Annotated in this window: 16 protein-coding genes and 1 pseudogene; 11 read left to right on the top strand and 6 right to left on the bottom strand. The window is 68.5% G+C overall.

The window, feature by feature from the left end; genetic code table 11:
- Window positions 1–14 precede the first annotated feature (14 nt).
- From OHA88_RS04045 to OHA88_RS04020, 6 genes are all read right to left on the bottom strand, one after another.
- On the bottom strand, window positions 15–1,802 hold the full coding sequence (locus OHA88_RS04045) for a PP2C family protein-serine/threonine phosphatase (RefSeq protein WP_328624247.1): 1,788 nt from the start codon (window positions 1,800–1,802) through the stop codon (window positions 15–17).
- Between the two features lie 4 nt (window positions 1,803–1,806).
- Window positions 1,807–2,868, bottom strand: coding sequence for an ATP-binding SpoIIE family protein phosphatase (locus OHA88_RS04040; protein WP_328624246.1), 1,062 nt, complete (start codon window positions 2,866–2,868; stop codon window positions 1,807–1,809).
- Window positions 2,865–3,311, bottom strand: a complete 447-nt coding sequence (locus OHA88_RS04035; protein WP_328629583.1) for an anti-sigma regulatory factor — start codon at window positions 3,309–3,311, stop codon at window positions 2,865–2,867. The genes OHA88_RS04040 and OHA88_RS04035 overlap by 4 nt, the downstream gene beginning before the upstream one ends.
- Window positions 3,311–3,658: an STAS domain-containing protein gene (locus OHA88_RS04030; protein ID WP_328629582.1), complete on the bottom strand. Its 348-nt coding sequence runs from the start codon at window positions 3,656–3,658 to the stop codon at window positions 3,311–3,313. Before OHA88_RS04030 ends, OHA88_RS04035 begins: the two co-directional genes overlap by 1 nt.
- 53 nt (window positions 3,659–3,711) lie before the next feature.
- Entirely contained in the window at window positions 3,712–4,611 is a 900-nt protein-coding gene (locus OHA88_RS04025; protein ID WP_328624245.1) for an STAS domain-containing protein, read from the bottom strand.
- A gap of 144 nt (window positions 4,612–4,755) precedes the next feature.
- On the bottom strand, window positions 4,756–5,931 hold the full coding sequence (locus OHA88_RS04020; protein ID WP_328624244.1) for a PP2C family protein-serine/threonine phosphatase: 1,176 nt from the start codon (window positions 5,929–5,931) through the stop codon (window positions 4,756–4,758).
- 199 nt (window positions 5,932–6,130) lie between these two features.
- Between OHA88_RS04020 and OHA88_RS04015 the strand changes: the two genes are divergently transcribed.
- The 11 genes and pseudogenes from OHA88_RS04015 (at window position 6,131) to alsS (ending at window position 18,855) form a co-directional block, all read left to right on the top strand.
- Window positions 6,131–6,565, top strand: coding sequence for a MarR family transcriptional regulator (locus OHA88_RS04015; RefSeq protein ID WP_328624243.1), 435 nt, complete (start codon window positions 6,131–6,133; stop codon window positions 6,563–6,565).
- Between the two features lie 781 nt (window positions 6,566–7,346).
- Window positions 7,347–7,853, top strand: coding sequence for a DinB family protein (locus OHA88_RS04010; RefSeq protein WP_328624242.1), 507 nt, complete (start codon window positions 7,347–7,349; stop codon window positions 7,851–7,853).
- Window positions 7,854–8,047: 194 nt separating this feature from the next.
- Window positions 8,048–8,437, top strand: a complete 390-nt coding sequence (locus OHA88_RS04005) for an ATP-binding protein (protein ID WP_328624241.1) — start codon at window positions 8,048–8,050, stop codon at window positions 8,435–8,437.
- A gap of 256 nt (window positions 8,438–8,693) precedes the next feature.
- Complete coding sequence (locus tag OHA88_RS04000) at window positions 8,694–9,542, top strand: SigB/SigF/SigG family RNA polymerase sigma factor (protein ID WP_328629581.1); 849 nt, start codon at window positions 8,694–8,696, stop codon at window positions 9,540–9,542.
- Between the two features lie 329 nt (window positions 9,543–9,871).
- A pseudogene (locus tag OHA88_RS03995) lies at window positions 9,872–10,257 on the top strand (saccharopine dehydrogenase); the annotation flags it as partial.
- 118 nt (window positions 10,258–10,375) lie between these two features.
- Complete coding sequence (locus OHA88_RS03990; protein WP_328629580.1) at window positions 10,376–11,572, top strand: phospholipase D-like domain-containing protein; 1,197 nt, start codon at window positions 10,376–10,378, stop codon at window positions 11,570–11,572.
- Window positions 11,573–11,702: 130 nt separating this feature from the next.
- Entirely contained in the window at window positions 11,703–11,873 is a 171-nt protein-coding gene (locus OHA88_RS03985) for a hydrophobic protein (protein ID WP_328624240.1), read from the top strand.
- A 295-nt stretch (window positions 11,874–12,168) separates the two neighbouring features.
- On the top strand, window positions 12,169–12,657 hold the full coding sequence (locus OHA88_RS03980; protein ID WP_328624239.1) for a hypothetical protein: 489 nt from the start codon (window positions 12,169–12,171) through the stop codon (window positions 12,655–12,657).
- Between the two features lie 324 nt (window positions 12,658–12,981).
- The gene (locus tag OHA88_RS03975) at window positions 12,982–13,173 is read left to right on the top strand and encodes a hypothetical protein (RefSeq protein ID WP_328624238.1); all 192 of its coding nucleotides are present in this window, start codon (window positions 12,982–12,984) and stop codon (window positions 13,171–13,173) included.
- Window positions 13,174–13,712: 539 nt separating this feature from the next.
- A complete protein-coding gene (locus OHA88_RS03970; protein WP_328624237.1) occupies window positions 13,713–16,484 on the top strand; it encodes a helix-turn-helix transcriptional regulator in 2,772 nt (923 codons plus the stop codon).
- Between the two features lie 688 nt (window positions 16,485–17,172).
- On the top strand, window positions 17,173–18,855 hold the full coding sequence (alsS, locus tag OHA88_RS03965; protein ID WP_328624236.1) for an acetolactate synthase AlsS: 1,683 nt from the start codon (window positions 17,173–17,175) through the stop codon (window positions 18,853–18,855).
- Window positions 18,856–18,927: the final 72 nt, after the last annotated feature.

Here is an 18,927-nt window from a genome sequence, read left to right as displayed (position 1 = left end):
AGGGATCGATTCGCTCATTCCGGGTGACGGGGATGCATACACGGCACGTCGGCCTGGACGTCCTGTGACGGGCTGGTCGGCGGTGTGGGTGTGGTGCGGCACAGCAGCAGGCAGACATCGTCGTCGTGCTCGGAGTCGTACAGCAGGGGCATGAGCAGCGAGTCGGCCGCGACATCCAGATCCTGTTCCAGTTCCCTCGTGCTCAGCGAGGACAGGGCCCGGGCGAGACGATCGATCCCGAGGTCTATCCCTAGGGCGCGGCGCTCGACCAGCCCGTCGGTGTAGAGGGCGAGCGTCGAGCCGGGCGCCAGCTCGATGGAGTGGTCCTCGTATACGTATGGCAGGGGAACGCCCAGCATGACCCCCGGTTTGGTGCTCAGAACGCGCACTGTTGCATCGGGTGCCCGCACCACGGGCGGCGGATGCCCGGCGGATGCCCAGACGACGGTGGGATCGCCGGGCCTGAAACGGGCGATGGCGGCGGTCGCGTACAGCTCCGGCTGCTGGTGGCGCAGCAGCCGGTGCAGGCGGGTGAGGAGCTGTGCGGGGCTGTCGCCATCGACGGCGTAGGCGCGCAGCGCGGTACGCAGCTGTCCCATCATGATGGCCGCACGCAGCCCGTGCCCGGTGACGTCTCCTATGACGGCCAGCAGGCTCCCGTCGGGCTGCGTGAAGGCGTCGTACCAGTCACCCCCGATGTTGAGTCCGCGGGTGGCGGGCTGGTACCGGGCGGCCAGGAGCAGGCCCTCGGCGGTGGGCAGGTCGGTGAGCTGGGCGCGCTGCAGGGCTTCGGCGATGTCCCGGTGCTGCTCGTAGCGGCGGGCATGGTCCAGAGCGATGCCGATGCGGCGGGTCAGTTCGACCAGCATGACGGATGTGTCCGGGTCGAATCGGGGGCCGGGGGCTCCGAGCGTGAGCACCCCCAGGGTGCGGCGGGCGGTGAGGGGGATGCACAGCAGCGGTTGCGCGGGGGCCAGGGCGGAGGGCGGCAGGTCGTCGACGCCGGGCAGGCCGCCGGGATGGGCGCCGGCGTGCTGCGGACGGCCCGTTCGGGCGGCGGCGACCGCGGCAGCCGGACGGTGAGCGCCTCGCGCGACTTCTTCGTCGTCGAAGAGCCAGACGTCGACGTGGCTGGCGTATTCGGGGACCAGGAGGTCGGGCAGCCGGCGCTGGATGTCCTCGTGGTTGAGGGACGCGGTCACCTCTGCGCTGGCGTCCGCCAGGAAGGTCAGCAGGCGCCGAGCTTTCTCCGCCTCACTCCGGGCCGCTCGTTCGGCGTCGAGCAGTTCCTGCTGGACGAGCGCGGAGGCGTCCAGTTCGGCATGGAGTGCCAGAACGCCCTGGTTGGTCTGGTGCAGTTCCTCACGGTGGAAGCGGACCAGCTCCTCCTGTTGGTCCAGCCTGCCGAGGACCGCGGCGGTGTCGTCGTCCGCGGCCAGGAAGGCCTCGGCGAGTGCTGTCTCGCCCATGTCACTGTCGGGCATGTCGGGCCGTGCGGGTTCGGGGCAGGGGAGTGTGAGCTGCCAGGGTGACGGATCGTGTGATGGACCGCCGGCCGGCCACACGGTGATCTCCGGGCGCCCGTGCTCGTCGGAGACGACGGTTCGGCGTGTGTCGACGTGCAGTTCCCAGACGCCGCCTTGTTCGAGGCACTGCCGCAGGCGTGCGGTGAGGGTGGTCAGGAAGCGTGCGCGCTCGATCAGGGGTACACCGGCTTGCGCCGTGAGACGCGCTACGAGAATGCGGGCGCGGGCCGCGTCAGCAGGTGAGCTGATCTTCCAGGCTTCGGAGGCGGCGGTCATAGGCTCAGGTCCGGTCGTCGGGGGCCAGTACGGCCAGGCTGGTGTCGTCGCGCACGGGGCGGGCGTCGCTGCCGGCATCCCGCAGGACGGTCGCGGCCACCACCGCCGGGTCGCGGGCGAGGAGGAGAGTGTCGTTCGGTGGCGTCCAGCGGCTGGGCAGCCCGTCGCTGTGCAGGACCAGCAGGCTGTCGGGCCGCCACGGAACCCGATGGACGGGCACGGTGGCCGGGTAGTGCGCGCCGACGATGCCGGGGTGGGAGAGGAGCGGTTTCCAGCCGTCGGCGGTGTGCAGTCGCGCGCCGATGTTGCCGACCCCGGCGAAGCAGAGCTGTTCGGCGTCCGCATCGAGTTGTGCCACCGCGACGGCCGCGCCCCGGGTGGGTCGTAGCCTGGCATGCAGGCGCCTGAGGATCTCGGCGGGCGACAGGTGGGCCGCGCAGCGCAGTTCTTCCGTGGCGGCGCCGGATGCCTCCGCGGCCTTGGCGCCGTGGCCGAGCCCGTCGGCCAGCATCAGGGTCACCTGTGTGCCGGCGCGTACCCAGCTCCAGGCGTCACCGGAGTACTCGGCTCGGGCGAGGGAGACGTTGATTCCTCCCGCCCGTGGGCCCGTTGGGCGCTGATCCGGCCGCACATGCCGGGAGGCCGGCTCGTGGTCGATGCGGGCCACCGCGACCGTTCCCCGTCCAGGGGCGCTGTGCAGGTCGAAGTCGTTGGATATGCGCAGGCAGGTTCCCAGGCCCGCGCCCAGTGAGGCGGCGGCGGTGGTGAAGCCGTCGCGCAGCGCCACGGTGACATCGGCGATGCCTGGGCCGTGGTCGAGGGAGACGAGCTGAACCGAGGGCCCGTGGGCGTAGGCGCCGACGGGCGCCCGCTCGACGAGATTGATCACGATGCGTCCGCCGCCGGCGTGCTTGAGGAGGTTGGTCGCCAGCTCGGTGGCCACCAGGGTGGCGACTGCGGTGCGGTGGGGGCCGAGCCCAGCACGGGCGGAGGCCGATTCGGCCGCCACGTGGACATCCCGGACTCTGGTCGAGTCGTGCACCGGGATGTCCCACACCCGGCTCACCCGGACCCCGGTCGGGGCGCAGGCGGGCCGGAGGCCCAGGCGACGACGGTGACGGTGGTGCCCTGACCGGGTCGGCTGTCGACGGCGAACTCCTGCAACAGCCGTTTGGCCCCGCCCAGGCCCAGGCCCAGGCCGCCGCCGGAGGTGTAGCCGTCGGTCATCGCCTGCTCGAGGTCGCGGATGCCGGGACCCGAATCGATGAAGGACAGCCGTAGCCCGCGAGGTTGCCCGTGGTCCAGTGGTGTGATGTCCACGTGTCCGCCTCCTCCGTGGACGAGGGTGTTGCGGGCCAGTTCACTGGCCGCGGTGATCAGCTTGGTCTGTTGCACCAGACCGAATCCGAGTTCGGCCGCGGCCTGCCGCACCCGCTGCCGTACCCAGGCCAGGTCCGCGTCCGAGCCGATGGGCAGGCTCGTCGCAGTGGCGTGGCGGGAAGCATGCATCATGGGCCGCCCTCCCCGTCCACGGAGGGGTCGGGCCGCATGAGCAGCTCCCTCGCGCGGTCGACGTCCAGGGCGGTGTGCAGCCCGGGCAGAGTGAGCCCCAGCTCGACGAGTGTGATCGCCACGGCGGGCCGCATCCCGGCCAGCACCGTGCGTGCGGCCAGCAGACGTGCGCTGGAGGCGATCTCGGCGAGGACCCGCCCGAGGAACGAGTCGACGATGTCCACCCCGGAGATGTCGATCACCACGCCGGTTGCCGTGCTGTGCGCGATGCGATGGGTGATGTCCTGCTGGAGTTGTTCGGCCATACCGTCGTGCAGTTCGCCCTGCAGGGTGACCAGCAGCATGTCTCCGAGGACCAGCACCGGAACCGAGCTTGCGAGACCGGAGGGAGAGCCGTTCACCGTCGGCTCACACCGACTGGCGTGCGTGGTGAGACTTCGATGCCTTGCTGGCTCAAGGCGTGTGCCAGGGCGTCGGCCAGCGAAGTGCGGGTGAGGACGGCTCCCAGGTCGATGCCGAGGTGAACGATGGTCTGAGCGATCGCGGGGCGAATGCCCGAGACGACGCATTCGGCGCCCATCAGCCTGGCCGCGGCCACGGTCTTCATCAGGTGCTGGGCGACCAGGGAGTCGACCGTGGGAACGCCGGTGATGTCGAGGATGGCGTACCGGGCTCGCTCTGTGACGATCGCGTCCAGCAGGCTCTCCATCACCACCTGGCTGCGGGCGCTGTCCAGGGTGCCGATGAGCGGGACGGCCACGATGCCCTCCCACAGATTGATCACCGGGGTGGCCACTTCCAGCAGCTGCTGACGCTGCCGTTCGATCAGTTCCTCGCCCGTACTGAGGGCCGTCTCCATCACCACCAGGCGCAGGGTGCCCATCAGTACCGTCAGGGCCAGCAGGCATTCCTGGGAGTGTGCATCGGACGGATCCGGGAGTTCGCCGCGCAGCAGGCTGATCGCCGGCTCACGCAGGTCGGCCACTTCGTCGGCTATCTGGGCCGGAGTGGATCCACCGCGAGTCCGGGAAGCCGCCATCCGTGCGAGCTGCTCACGCACCGGCCCGAAGCCCGGCGCCGTGATGTCCTCCAACCGTCCAGAAGCGGCCACCGCGGCCAGGGCGTCCACCACGGCCTTGCTCGCCTCCACCGCCTCGTCCCGGGAGACCGTGAACACGGTCCGGAACAGGGTGGCGTCGGCCCATCGCTGAGCGATCTGTTCCTGGCGCCGCTCAAGGAACGTGCCTATCTGCTGCGCCGCCGATCCGGAGGCCGCTTCCTGTTCTGACACCTGCATCTTCTCCCTATGGATAAGGGGCCATGTGGCCACCGGACGGCAGGCGATCAGCCAATAGTTGCCGTATGACAAACATTAGCGCCTGCGGTATGGCGCAAACAACACGTGATCACTGAAACCTGGGCGGGACGCGCGTGACGGCCCTCACCGCGGCCGCCCGCGCCAGTCCAGGCAGACCACGAGGGCGTCATCACTCGGCATCGCCTGGCCGCGGTGCCCCGTCAGCTCCCGCAGGACGGCCCGGGGGACCTCGGCGGCGGGAAGCAGCTGGGTGGACAAGATCGCTCGCGCCAGGGCGGCGTCCCCGTACGTCTCTCCATCCGGGGAGGCGACCGCATGGACCCCGTCGCTGACGAAGACGAGGCGGTCACCCGGCTCGACCTCGAACTCCTGCGCCACGTAGTCGGTCTCCTCGAACATGCCCAGCGGCAACTGGGCCTCGAAGGTGACGCGCTCGACCGTGCCGCTGCGCAGGCGCAGCAGCTGCGGGGAGCCGGCGTCCACGACCTGGGCCCGCCCGCTGATGAGGTCGAAGTCGAACATGAGGACGGACAGGTAGCAGTGGCCCCGGTAGTGGGCGTAGACCGCCTGGTCGGCGAGGGCCGCCTGGTCGGCGAGGGGGATGCCGGCCCGCCGGGCGTTGCGCAGGGCGTTGACGGCCAGGTTCGTCAGCAGGGAGGCCTCTATCCCCTCGCCCATGCCGTTGGAGACGTACAGCATCAGCCGGTCGGCGGTCGCCGACCAGTCGAAGTTGTCGCCGAAGATCGCGTACGCCGGCTCCAGCTGCGCCCCCAGCTCGTATTCCGGGCTGGCGCAGGACCGGCCCGGAAGCAGCTGCCACTGCATCTCGGCGGCCAGGGTCAGCCGGTCCTTGCGTCGCGCCTGCAGATAGAGGTCCGTGTCCCGCTCGGCCACGACCACCTCATGCCCGAGCACCTCGGCGATCTCCCCCAGCTCCCCCAGGCAGCTGCGCGCATGCTCCCCGCCCGGCAGGGTCACCGACAGGACGCCGAGCCGGTCCCCCCGCACGGTGACGGGCAGATGCACGCGCACCAAGCCCTCCGAGCCCTCCGGGAGGCCCTCGATGAAAGGCTCCTGGGCGCCGAAAGCGCGCCCGGCCGGGCTGTTGTGCACCGACACCGGCTCCAGGGTGTGCGGCAGCACGGACACCGGCTGTAGCACCGTCAGGCCGTAGTCGGCCATGAAGAGCTCGACGGAGTCCGCCGCGTACTCCTCAGCGAGCACGCGACGGACCGCGTCGAGCAACTGGTGGGGCGCCGCCGTGCGCAGAGCACGCTCAGCGGTCACGAATCTGTTCACGATTGTAAATACACCAATCTTTCGTCGGACGTCCGCAGGTCCCACGCATGTGACGAAGCCGTTCATACGGCTGCGCCCATGGTTCGATTCATCTCTAGCCAACTTGCTCGCCTAGTACGCTGATGGTCATCCCGGTGCCTGCGAGAGTGTGACTGTGACTTCCTTCCGTCCCCGCCCTGAGCCAGACGAGGTCGCGCGCGTGACCTCCATGGCCGGGGAGTTGCTGGAAGTCCTGTGGGGCCGCGCCACGACGGCGCCTGTGTCCGCGTCCCAGTTGCGCGTGCTGTTCATCCTCGAGCACCACGAAGGCATCAACCTGCGCACCCTCGCCGACAGCCTCGCCTCCACCCCGCCGTCGACCAGTCGGCTGTGCGACCGCCTGCAGGCGGCCGGCTTCGTCGAGCGTGTGGTGAGTCCGACCGACAGGCGCGAGGTGCGTCTGCACATCAGCAGCCGGGGCCGTGCGTTCCTCGCCGATCTGCGCGCGCGTAGGGAGAAGGCGCTGCGGGTGGTGCTCGACCAAATGCCCCACGCCCACCGAACCGCGCTGCTGCAGGGACTCGAGGCGTTCTGCGACGCGGCGGCAGCGCAGATACCCGGCGACGCACCAGGCTCCGGCAGCCAGACCGCCTGAGCGGCGCGCCGCGACACTTCACTTGCCGCCCGCCGTTCGGCGCCGGTGATCAGCGAACGGAGCGGTCTCCGCCCCCCGGTGCATCCAGATCCTTCCCTGTGCACGTTCGACCTCCACTTTCTTGCCTTTGGTCATAGTTGTCAAATGACAACTATCTCGCTCGCTGCCAGTTTGGCCTCGAGAACCGGTTACCCCCTGTCGCGGCGACCTGCGTGATTGTGGCCAACGTCTCGAAGGGCCAGGACGCGACCTGACTGCGCCGAAGGCGGTCCGCCGAAGGGGGCGGATGGGAGCCCGGAGGCCCGGAAAGAGGGCGCAGGAGATGGCGTGACTGTTCCTGGCCGCGATCAGGCGCGGCAGTCAGCCAGCCGCGGAGGCCGTGCTCATTGTGTGGCTGAACTGGCCGCCGATGCTTCGCGGCACGCGGGCGGAGTGTTGGTGGGGCTTCGACTGCAATGCGCCCCCCGGCACCGGACCGGTGCTCTTGGAAGACGCCGGCCCAACGCCTCCGAAACCTCGCCTCGCTGACACCCGTATGGGCGGTTCGGTGGGCAGCTGATCCAGGAGCTGTCACTCGACGTCCGGTCGACATCTGCCCGATCGGCAGGACGGTTTCGGTGGTGTTGCTGCCTCGCTAGGGCCTGTCCGGCGGATCATGACGGGCTGCCCATCGGCGCTGAATCGCTGTAGCGACCCGCCGGACAAGGAGCTGGGTGGAACAGGTTGGGCCCGGCGTTAAATGCCTCGACATTGGTCGTGGTGATCGGGCACGCTTCGCGCGATGACAAGAATCGACGACACGCCGGCCGCGTGGGACGAGCGCACCCAGCTCACCACGTTTCTCGACTACGCACGTGACACCGCCCGCGCCAAGTGCGATGGCGTCTCCGCGGAGAACGCCTGCAAGGCGCTCCTGCCGGGCTCACCGCTGATGACCATGAGCGGAGTGATCAACCACCTCCGTTGGGTCGAGTACTACTGGTTCCAGGTGGTCTTCCTGGGCGAGGAAGACCGGGGCCCCTGGACCGAGGAGGACCCCGACCGCGAGATGCGTATCGCCGTCGACTTCCCGCTCACGCAGTTGCTCGACGAATACGCCGAACAGAGCGCCCGCTACCGCGAACTGGTAGCCGGGAACGGCCTGGACAAGCAGGCCCAGCGAGCCGTCCGCGACGGTCTCCATGTCGACCTGCGCTGGATTCTCCTTCACCTCACCGAGGAGACGGCCCGCCACAACGGCCACCTGGACATCCTGCGCGAGATGCTCGACGGCACGACCGGCGACTAGCTAGTGGCCGTACCGATTGATATGGCGCCGCCGAGGTACGTGGCCGGCGGGCGGCGTGCGCCTGACTGAACGCTCAGGTCCGGATTGGATGTCGGCGCCTTCGGGCCGCTGCTCGCACTTGGTGACTGCGTGGACGGAGAGAAATGGGGCAAGCGGAGAGAACGGGGCGCCGAAAGGTATAGGAGGTAACCGCTGTGCACGCCATTGAGGCGGGACGCACTCTGCTCGGAGACAACCCGACAACAGCACAACGTGCACGAAAGATGACACGCGACTTTCTGTCCGGGATCGCTCCTCAGGATGGCGCCGAGGTGGACGCCGCACTGATCGTGGTGTCGGAATTGGTGACCAACGCGCTACGGCACGCCGAAGGGGTCACTGGGTTCCGGCTGAGAACAGTCGCGGAGACGCTGACGATCTGTGTCGACGATGCGAGTAGCGAACAGCCGCGCACGCGTCAGTCCCAGCCTTGGGAGCCGGGAGGCTTCGGATGGCCGCTCGTCCAGCGATTGTCGAAGGCCGTGCGCGTTGACACGAGTCCAGACGGGAAGACCGTGCAGGCGGTGCTCCCGCTGACACACTGAGGCGGAACGATACCGTCGCCAAGAAATGCCACGGAAGCGGCAGTCGGACAAGGCAACGCCTGGACAACCCGAATGCCACACGGCCTGACGGGCCGCACGTCCATCGCCCCGGGATGCGTCCAGTCCCTGCCGTGGCGGAGTGATCGGTGCCACGTTTCACATGGTCAAGGGGTGTGACTACTGCGGGCCGGGGTAGCAGCCCCAGAACGACGGCCTGACGGGGGACAGGGGAGGCCGGGACATTAGGGGAGTGGCCGTGACCGCGACAACACGCTTCGGCGCCAAGACGGAATCCGATACCGAGCTGCCGCGCATCGCCGACCCGCGGAACATCGCGCCCCAGGATGCCCGGGAGTTGTCCAGGCTGTTCTTCGACCGGCTCACTGTGCTCGAAGAGGGCACCCGCGAACACCAATACGCACGCAACACTCTCATCGAGATGAACATGTCTCTGGTCCGCTTCGCGGCCAGCCGGTTCCGCGGGAGCGGCCAGGACATGGAGGACATAGTCCAGGTCGGCACCATCGGACTGATCAAGGCCATCGACCGGTTCGAGATCTCGCGTGAAGTCCAGTTCGCCAGCTTCGCTGTGCCCTACATCGTCGGCGAGATCAAGCGGTTCTTCCGCGATACCTCCTGGGCCGTTCATGTGCCGCGCCGTCTCCAGGAGGCGCGCACCGAGCTCGCCAAGGCCAACGAGGAACTCAGCACGCGCCTCGGACGCGTCCCCAAAGTGTCCGAACTGGCATCCTTGATGAACCTCACTGAGGAAGAGGTCGTCGAGGCCCAGATAGCGTCGAACGGCTACACTTCCGCATCGCTCGACGCCGCCATCGGCAGCGACCCGGACGAACACGACGCGACGCTCGTCGGATTCATCGGCGAAGAAGATCCCGCCATGGAACTCGTCGAGGACTTTCACGCCCTCGCGCCTCTCATCGCCGGTCTGGGTGAGCGGGACCGCCTCATCCTCCACCTGCGGTTCGTCGATGAACTTACCCAGGCGGAGATCGGCCGACGCCTCAACATCTCCCAGATGCACACCTCCCGCCTGATCTCTCGGCTCCTGGCCCGCTTGCGCTCGAACATGCTTGCCATGAGCTGAGGTGTTGCCCGACTCAAGTGCTCCAGAGCGGACAACGGACAGCATCAAACCCTGTCCATAACTTCGGCTCGTACCACCACCCCGGTCCCTCGGGCAGCGTCGGGACCGGGGTGGGCCGGCGCCACCTTGATCGGGAACTCCCCACTGCCGATCCTGCGGGCCGCCTACCTCCTGCTGCGCGACATGCGGTCCGTACGGCCCGACCCGTTCACGACGCTGCCCCTGTTCGTTGCGACGCGACGCTCCCGCCCCGCAGGCCGTGGTCCAGCGTGCGCGGGGGCCCATCGGGCGCCGCCGCACCGCGACGGCGGCTGCCGCCCGACGACAGGATGGCCGGCGTCGTCACCATTCCCGGCCACCTGTCCATACCCGAGGTGCGCACCTGCATGACGGTCGAGGCGGCCAGGGAGGTGTCGGCCTCGGACACCCTGACGCCGACTGCGATCGACGCGCTCGGGCGGTCCGCGCAGACCTTCCTCGTCGACGTCGTCGTGCGCTCCGGAGACAGCGAACGGCGCGCTGTGGCCAGGAGGGGCAGGACGTCTACGCCGTCACCGCGCGGCTCGTGGTGGAAGCGGTCGACCGCATCCTCACGGGACGGACCAGGACGGTCGGCGTCGCCTCCGCCGGCGAGATCTTCGATGCGCCCGACTTCCTCCGCGCACTGTCCCCGCACCTGGGGATCCCGTGCTGCGCCGTGTGTCTCGGGCTGTGATGCGGGGGTACATTCTGTTCGCTGCGTCCCGCGCCGGTCCGGGCAGCGTGGCTCCCCTGTCTCCTGAAAGCGCCGGCCAGGTGACGTCGTGACCAGTAGCACACAGGACCAGCCCGAGCTGACCGCCGCCGGCGCCGACACGTCGGCACCGGCGAAGGCTCAGGATCGCACCACGCGGATACGGCGGCGACTTGAACGGCTGATCGGCATCGCGGCGACCGAGGGTAACTCGCTCACCGCTCTGCGCAACGGAGACGAGATCTTCCCGGCGATGCTGGCGGCCATCCGTTCCGCCGAGCACACCGTGGACATGATGACGTTCGTGTACTGGAGGGGAGACATCGCCCGCGAGTTCGCGCAGGCGCTGGCCGATCGAGCCCGGTCGGGTGTACGGGTGCGGCTGCTGCTCGACGGCTTCGGCAGCCGGCTGATCGAGAAAGACCTGCTGGAGGAAATGAAACAGACCGGCGTGCAAGTGGCTTGGTTCCGCAGACCCCTGGCCCTCTCGCCGTTCAAGCAGAACCACCGTTGCCACCGCAAGGTCCTCGTCGTGGACGAGCAGACGGCCTTTACCGGCGGGGTCGGCATCGCCGAGGAGTGGTGCGGTGATGCGCGCAACGAGAACGAGTGGCGCGACACGCACGTCGAGGTCCGTGGGCCCGCCGTGGACGGCATCGCCGCCGCGTTCGCGCAGAACTGGGCCGAGTGCCACGATGAACTCTTCGACGACTGCGACCGGTTCATCGAGCACAGCCCGCAGGGCAACGCCATCGTGCAGGTGGTGCGTGGCTCGGCCAGCTTCGGCTGGCAGGACATGCAGACCCTGATCCGCGTGATGCTGGAGTCCGCCGAGGAGCGCTTCCGCCTGGCCACCGCCTACTTCTCGCCGGACGCGTACTTCATCGAACTGCTCTGCGCCACCGCCCGGCGCGGGGTCGAGGTGGAGATCCTGCTTCCCGGCCCGTACACCGACAAACGGGTCTGCCAACTGGCCGGTCAGCACTACTACGAGGACCTCACCGCGTGCGGGGTGAAGATCTACCAGTACCAGCCGACGATGATGCACGCCAAGGTCATCACCGTCGACGGCGTCGCCGCCCTGGTCGGCTCGACCAACTTCAACCGCCGCTCCCTCGACCACGACGAAGAGATCATGCTCGCGGTACTGGACCAGGAGTTCACGGTCACCCTCGACAGCCACTTCGACAAGGACCTGAAGGCCGCCACACTGATCCGGGAGGGACGCTGGAAGCGGCGCCCCGTGTTGCAGCAGGCGCGAGAGGTCGCCGTCATGCCCATCCGCCGATTTTTGTAGCAACGCTGCAGTGCGGCTCGCTCGCAGCACATCCAATTTCCCTGGAATCGCGGAAAAAAAACATGCGTTGAGGCTCTGAGAGCGTGGAGGGGATTTTGCAGGGCACCTGAGTGTGCGGAGGTTGATAATCATGGTTCCCCTGCTTGTCGTTCTACTTCTCGCGCTGATCCTTTTCGGCGCCGGTTTCGCCCTCAAGGCCCTGTGGTGGATCGCCATCATCGTCTTGGTGGTGTGGCTGCTCGGTTTCGTGGTCCGGCCCTCCGGACACGGCGGCCGCAAGGGCCGCTGGTACCGCTGGTAAAAGAAGCACCCATACCGAAGGGCCCCATCGGCGGGGCCCTTCGGTATGCCGTCACGGTGCACGCGTCCACCCCAGCACCATCCGTTCCGGCCCTCGGTATCTCCGTACCAGGTCTTGTCCGGTCGGCAGGCGGCCTGCCTGCCACGTACGCGAGAACGGGTGCTGGCTCAACTTTTGTGGTCCGGTGACCGCGTCATGAGCACGAAATAAGGTGTGTCGGGAGCCATGACGTCATCTGGCAGGCTCCGACAACCCTGTGTGGACCAGCGTGTACCCAGCGCACCAGGATGGTGGCATGACGAAGATCGAGGCGGATCTGGTGATGCTGCTACGCCAGCTCGACGATCCGGAGCGGCTGGAGTGGCCGCGGGGCTACAGCAAGACCAGGACGGCGGTGCGCTTCAAGGACCTGGTGGCCAGGTTGGAAGGAGACTTCGCCACCTCCTGCGCAGCGGAGCAGGACACCCAGAACTCCAGCGAGTACGGCCGCATCGTCGTGCCGGCAGAAGCGACTGTGCGCGGGACACGGATCGTTGTATGTGTAAGCAAGTTCGGGTCTCTCGCCTTGGTGAGCGCTGACAACCCCGGAGCCTTTCTCGGCACGGAGGACGCCATGGCAGAGGAGGAACTGGACTCCGACGATCTCGCCAAAGTCGACCGAGCGTTGACCGACTTGGGTTACATGGTGGTCCCTGAGGAAACGTTGACCCTCGACTACGACGGACCGAGCTACCTTGACTCCAGCCGACCCAGCTGGTGGGACCGCTTCTTCGGCTCCATGTGACCACTGAGCGTGCGCGCACTCCACAGAAGTTGAGCCAGAACCCAAACTCGTGAACAAAGCCACAGGAGACTGCCGCGATACCTCTTCTCCACAGGAGGAGAGGCAGGTTTCCTTATCCGTCGGCTTCGTCTGATCCCATTCGGGACCGGCCATCGGTCACGTTCCTGGCTGCCCCGTGGGCAAGCCTGCGGCCTGCCCTGTGGGCACGCTTTCGCCAGCTGGGGGCAAGCCTGTATGTACCGGCTTGCCCGGCGTCTGTAAAGAGAGTGTGGTGGCGTCGGTTCCGGCCTCTGACATCGCTGCCGACGGCGGTAGCGTCAGAGCATGGCAATTGCCCCGGATCCGGCCCTGCCTGAGGAGACTCTGCCACGTCCCGAGATCACCTATATAGGGTGCGCGCAGTGCGGGACGGAGATCGCGGGTCTCGATGGCCGGTACGAGTGCGCGGGTTGCGGCTGGGTCAACGACTGGTCCGCGGGCTACAGTCCGCTCCCCGAGATCGGGCGCCCGGCGTGAACTTTCGTTCCGTAGCGGAGCTCTGCCGGTCTGGAGCCGGGGTGGGAAATGTGGCTGCCAACTGCCCGTGACACGGGAAGCCAGGCCGACGAATCCGTGCTTTCGTCCCGCCCCACGGGGCCCTCAGTTCAGGCCGTTGACCAGTGCTTTTCGGTGCTGTGCCGGGTTGCATGATGACGTTCAAGCAAGTCAGCAAGGGCTCCGCGTACAAGTATTGCGGGCGTCAGGTGGTGGCCGTCGGTCGCGGGGGAGGGGCCTGGAGCAGGCGTAGGACGAGAGGGGTGTCCCGCCGGGTGTGTGGATGGGCCGGGCGCTGCCCGCGGTCGGTCTGGTGGCCGGGGCGCGGGTCACCGAGTGGCAGATACGGAACCTCTTCGGCGAAGCCACCCGGACGCGGACAGCAAGTTGCCGACCGTCTTGCCGCAGGCGACAGTCCCGCAGCGTCCACGCGCGCGTCCCGGCTCGGCTACCGGCTGCGTTCGACAGGATAAGCCCAGGTCGGAGAGGTGCGGACTGGATGCCGCAGTTAGATTGGAAACATGGTGTTGCCGGGGCGTCCCGCGGTTTTCCTGGGTCGGCGTGCTGAATGTGCGCTGTTCGACCGCTGGCAGGATGCCGTCAAGGCCGGTCGAGGCGGCGCTCTTGTGGTCCTCGGTGAGTCTGGTATCGGCAAGTCCGCGCTGCTCGACCACATGGCTTCGACCGCGGTCGGCTTCCGCGTGGTGCGGGCCGCCGGTGTGGAAGCGGAGGCAGAGCTGCCCTTCGGGGTGTTGCACCAGGTCTGCGCGCCGTTCCTAGCCACACTGGAGCACCTGCCCGGACCGCAGCAGGACGCCCTGGCTGCGGCATTCGGGCTGCGGACAGGAGCGGCGCCCGACCGCTTCATGCTGGGCCTGGCCGTACTGGGCTTGTTGTCCGAGACGGCGGCCCGCCAACCGCTGATCTGTGTGATCGACGACGCCCAGTGGCTCGATCTGGGTTCGGCCCAGGCGTTGACGTTTGTGGCGCACCGCGTCGGTGCAGAGCCCCTCGGCCTCGTGTTCGCCACTCGCCATGCCGGTGGTGGTCTACGCGGGTTGCAGGAGGTAGTGCTGACCGGGCTCGGCCCTGGCGACGCCCGTGCCTTGCTGCACTCGGCTCTGCACGTGCCGTTGGACGAGGAAGTCGTGGACCGGATCGCGGCGGAGGCCCGCGGCAATCCGCTTGCCCTGCTCGAACTGCCCCGAACCATGACGGCTGCCGGGTTCGCGGGCGGTTTCAGTCCGACGGACACCGCAGCCGTGCCGGGTCGCATCGAGGACAGTTTCCGTAGCAGGGTTCTCCGCCTTCCGCCGGCCACCCGGATGCTGCTCCTGGTGGCCGCGGCGGAGCCGACCGGCGACTCCGCACTGCTGTGGCGCGCGGCCGCCCGTCTGGGAATCGGGGTCTCGGCCGCGACGGCGGCCGAGGCCGACGGGCTGCTGTCCATCGGCACGCAGGTGGTCTTCCGCCATCCCCTGGTGCGGTCGGCTGTCTATCAGGCGGTGCCGCCGTCGCAGCGGCGGGCCGTGCACCGGGCTCTGGCCGATGCCACCGGTCCTTCGGAACCGGACCGGCGAGCCTGGCACCGCGCGCAGGCTGCCGTCGGCTTTGACGAGGAGGCCGCAGCGGAGCTCGAGGGATCGGCTCACCGGGCGCTGGCACGCGGCGGTATCGCTGCCGCCGCGGCATTCCTGGAGCGGTCGGTCGTGCTCACTGCCGACCCCACCGCCAGGGCAGAGCGGGCGCTGCGTGCGGCACGCGCCAAACAGCAGGCCGGCGCGTACGACAGCGCTCTGGACCTCCTTGTCCTGGCTGACCGAGGGCCCGAGAACGAGCTGCGGGCCGCCAACAGTGAGTTGCTGCGAGGGCAGATCGCCTTTGCCCGCAGTTTCGGTGGCGGAGCCGCCCCCGTGCTGCTGCGCGCGGCCCGCCGTTTCGAGTCCATCGACGTCTCCCGTGCCAGGGATGTCTACTTGCAGGCCCTGACCGCAGCGATGCTCGCCGGCCGGCTGGGCGACGAGTGTCGGATTGCGGAGGTTGCCCATAGTGCTCGCAGAGTGCCTGCGGCGTCCGTACCACGCGCCTCCGACCTCTTGCTGGACGGGCTGACGCTCCTGATCGTCGAAGGCCGCGACGCCGCAGTTCCGGTGTTGCGCAGGGCGGTGTCGGCGTTCACCACAGAGGAATTGGCCCCTGAGGAGGAACTGTACTGGCTGTGGCTCGCCGTCCACGGCGCCGGGCTGTTGTGGGACGACGAGGCATGGCGACTCCTGGCCACGCGGCTGCTGCGATCCTGCGAGGAACGAGGAGCACTCAGCATCCTCCCGGTTGCCGCAGCCACACGTGCGGCACTGCACCTGCTGGGCGGGGATCTCCTGAAGGCCGCGTCGTTGGCCGAGACGGCCGCCGACGTCACTTTCATGACTGGAGCCGGCCCGGTCCCCTACGCGGAGGTGGGGCTCGCCGTCTTCCGCGGCCGGGATGATGAGGCCGCTGCCGCGATCCGCACCGCGACCCGGGACGCGATGGCGCGGGGCGAAGGCATGGCGCTGACCTACCTGCAATGGGCCACCGCCGTGCTCCACAACGGTGCGTGCCGGTACGATCAGGCGCTGGAATCCGCCCGCCAGGCCGGCGCCGACTCCAGCGTCCAGCGGATCCGCAACTGGGCGCTGGCTGAGCTCATCGAGGCGGCCGTACGTACCGGACACCAGGACCTGGCCGACGAGGCGCTGAGGGAGCTGTGCCGGACGACCAGACCCTGCTCCAGCCACTGGGCCGCAGGCATCGAGGCACACTGCCGGGCGCTGCTTGCCGATGGCGCGGACGCCGAGGACCTGTACCGCACGGCCTTGGAACGGCTTGAGTGCACCGGCCTGCGCGCCGCGGTGGCCCGTGTCCATCTTCTGTACGGGGAGTGGCTGCGGCGCGAGCGCCGCCACCTCGAGGCACGAGACCAACTGCGGCAGGCACACGAGATGTTCGTGCGGTTCGGCATGGACGGTTTCGCCGAACGGGCCCGAAGCGAACTGTCAGCGGCCGGAGAACCCACCCGCAAGCGTCGGTCTCGGTTCGGCGAGCAACTCACTCCCCAGGAAAGACGTGTTGCGATGCTGGCGGCCGAGGGAGCTACCAACCCCGAGATCGCGTCGCGATTGTTCATCAGCGCCAGCACGGTCGACTACCACCTGCGCAAAGTCTTCCGCAAGCTCAAGGTCACCACGCGTACTCAGCTTGCCCGGCTGCTGCAAGATGGCCAGCCGATCCCCGGAGACACAGACCGGTCCTGACGCGGCAATCCGTGCACGACTACGCATTCACGTGATGCCCTCGGGCGGGGGCGTGTGCCTACCGTTATCAGTGAAGCGGCACCGGCGCGAGCTGGCGGCACACCGTCGGCCGTGCCTCGCGCGACACACCGCGGAAAGCGAGCGGACCGCCATGATCACGCCTAGGACCACACCTGATTCTCCCGTGTCCAGCTACGAGGTATTCCACCAGTGGGCATGCCTCCTGCTTGCCCGCGACCCGCCCAGGCAGCACCATCGTCCCGAAGCGCCTCCAGGGTGCACCCGGCCTCCACGATCGGCACACTGCTCGACCGCATGCGGCGGCGAGGTGACGATCCGTAAGCTCCCGCGGCACGGAGGCGACTTGGGCTCGGGCGCCTTCAACCGCCTCGACAGCGCGATGCTCGTCCTCGACGACCTCCCTGGACTGGCTGCTCACGAGCGGCACCAGGGACACCGCCATCCACCCCGAGCTGCACGTGGCCTGCCACCGACCGCCCAGTTCCTCGCACCGGAGCAGGGCCGACACGGGCACGCAGACCCCGCCGGACGGAGGGCAGGCGACGGCCCGGCCTCGGCCGAGCGCCGACCGGACCCGCACTGACCGGTCCGGCGACGGCACCTCACCCCACGCAGCAACTGCCACCACCGTTGCGCAAACCCAACGATCAAGAAAGGCGGTGGGCACATGCCCACCCCACCTGTCGGCGCGGCCCAGCGCATGGTCGAGACCCTTTCGCAGTACGGCGTGCCGTACGTCTTCGGTGTCCCCGGAGCCACGAGCGACGCCGTTCACGATGCCCTGGCAGTCGCAGGCCCCGAATTTGTGATGTGCCGCCACGAACAGAACGCTGCCGTGATGGCCGCCGCTGTCGGGCTGCTGACCGGCACCCCCGGAGCGGTCCTGGTCACCTCAGGAGTCGGCACCACCAATCTGATGACCGCTCTGCTCACGGCGACGACTGAGCAGCACCCCATGATTGCTGTCTGCGGGGCCGGGACCCGCCGGGACCGGTTCAAGCGAACCCAGCGGTCGATGGACGCCATCGCCGCACTGAGACTGGTCACCACTTACACCTGCGAAGTCCACGACCCCGACAACGTCCCCGAAGCCATCGCCAACGCCCTGCGTGCGGCGGTCACCCCGCCCCGCGGTGCGGCCGCGGTGGTGATTCCGGCCGACGTCGCAGGCGCGCTCACCGCCGCAACCATCGTCCAGCCGCACAGGCACCCCTCTCCCGGCCCCGCTCCCGCCGAATACATCCACCGTGCCGCACAGATCATCCGTGCCGCACAGCAGCCCGTCCTGCTGGTCGGGTTGCGTGGTGCAGATCCCGAGGCCTGCGCCGCGCTGCGCGAACTGATCCGTGTCACAGGCCTGCCCGTGGTGGAGACCTCCCAGGCGGCGGGCATCGTCCCGCGCACACTGGAGGAGCAGTACGCCGGCCGGGTCGGCCTTTTCCGCAACCAGCCCGGGGACGGCGTGGTGACACACGCCGACGTCCTGATTACCGTCGGCTACGACCCCGTGGAGTACGACCCGGGCCTGTGGAACACCGACCCGGCCCGTACGATCGTCCACATCGATGCACCGCCCGCCGAGATCGGCAGCCACTACCAGCCCACCCTGGAACTGCGGGGCGATGTGGCCGCGACGGTCGGTGAGCTGTCAGGGGAGCTGTCCGGGCTGCCGATCAACGACCGGACCCGAGTTTCCCTGGCCGAACAACGCGCCGCTCTGGCCTATATCGAAGAGGAGGCCAGGTCGGTCCCGGCCACCGCTGCCGGCCTCAATCCCGCCGCGGTGATCCTGAAGATCGCTGAGAACGTGGAGGACGACGCCACCGTGGTGTCCGACACGGGCTCGCACATGTACATGGCCCGACACTTCCGCGGACACCAGCCGCGGCGCATCCTGCTCCCCAACGGTCTGCAGACACCGGGAGTCGCCCTGCCACGGGCGATGACCGCCGCGCTGTTGCGGCCGGGGACACAGGTGGTGTCAGTCTCCGGGGACGGCGGGTTTCTGTCCAGCGCACCCGAAATGGAGACCGCCACCCGTCTGGGCCTCCACACCACGCACGTGATCATGCGGGACAACGCCTACGACATGGTGGCCTTCCAGGAGCATCGCAAACACGGCAGGGCCTCCGGTGTCCGGTCGGGCGACTACGACATCACCCTGTACGCCAGCGCGTTCGGCGCCAGAGGAATCCGGACCGAGACCATGGACGCCTTCGAGACCGAACTGCGCAGATCTCTCGACCCGAGCAGACTCTGCGACCCCGGTATCACGGTCATCGATGTCCCGGTCGACTACGCACACAACACAGAACTCTTCGCGCAACTCCACGACATCAATCTGAGATGACGGGCCGACGACCGCGGCTCCGTCGCAGCCCCCCTCCAACTGGTCTGGTCGGTCGACCCGGCCCACGGTGCC

This window comes from Streptomyces sp. NBC_00353, from assembly GCF_036108815.1.
Lineage (GTDB): Bacteria > Actinomycetota > Actinomycetes > Streptomycetales > Streptomycetaceae > Streptomyces.
This window is presented reverse-complemented; position numbering and strand designations above follow the sequence as displayed.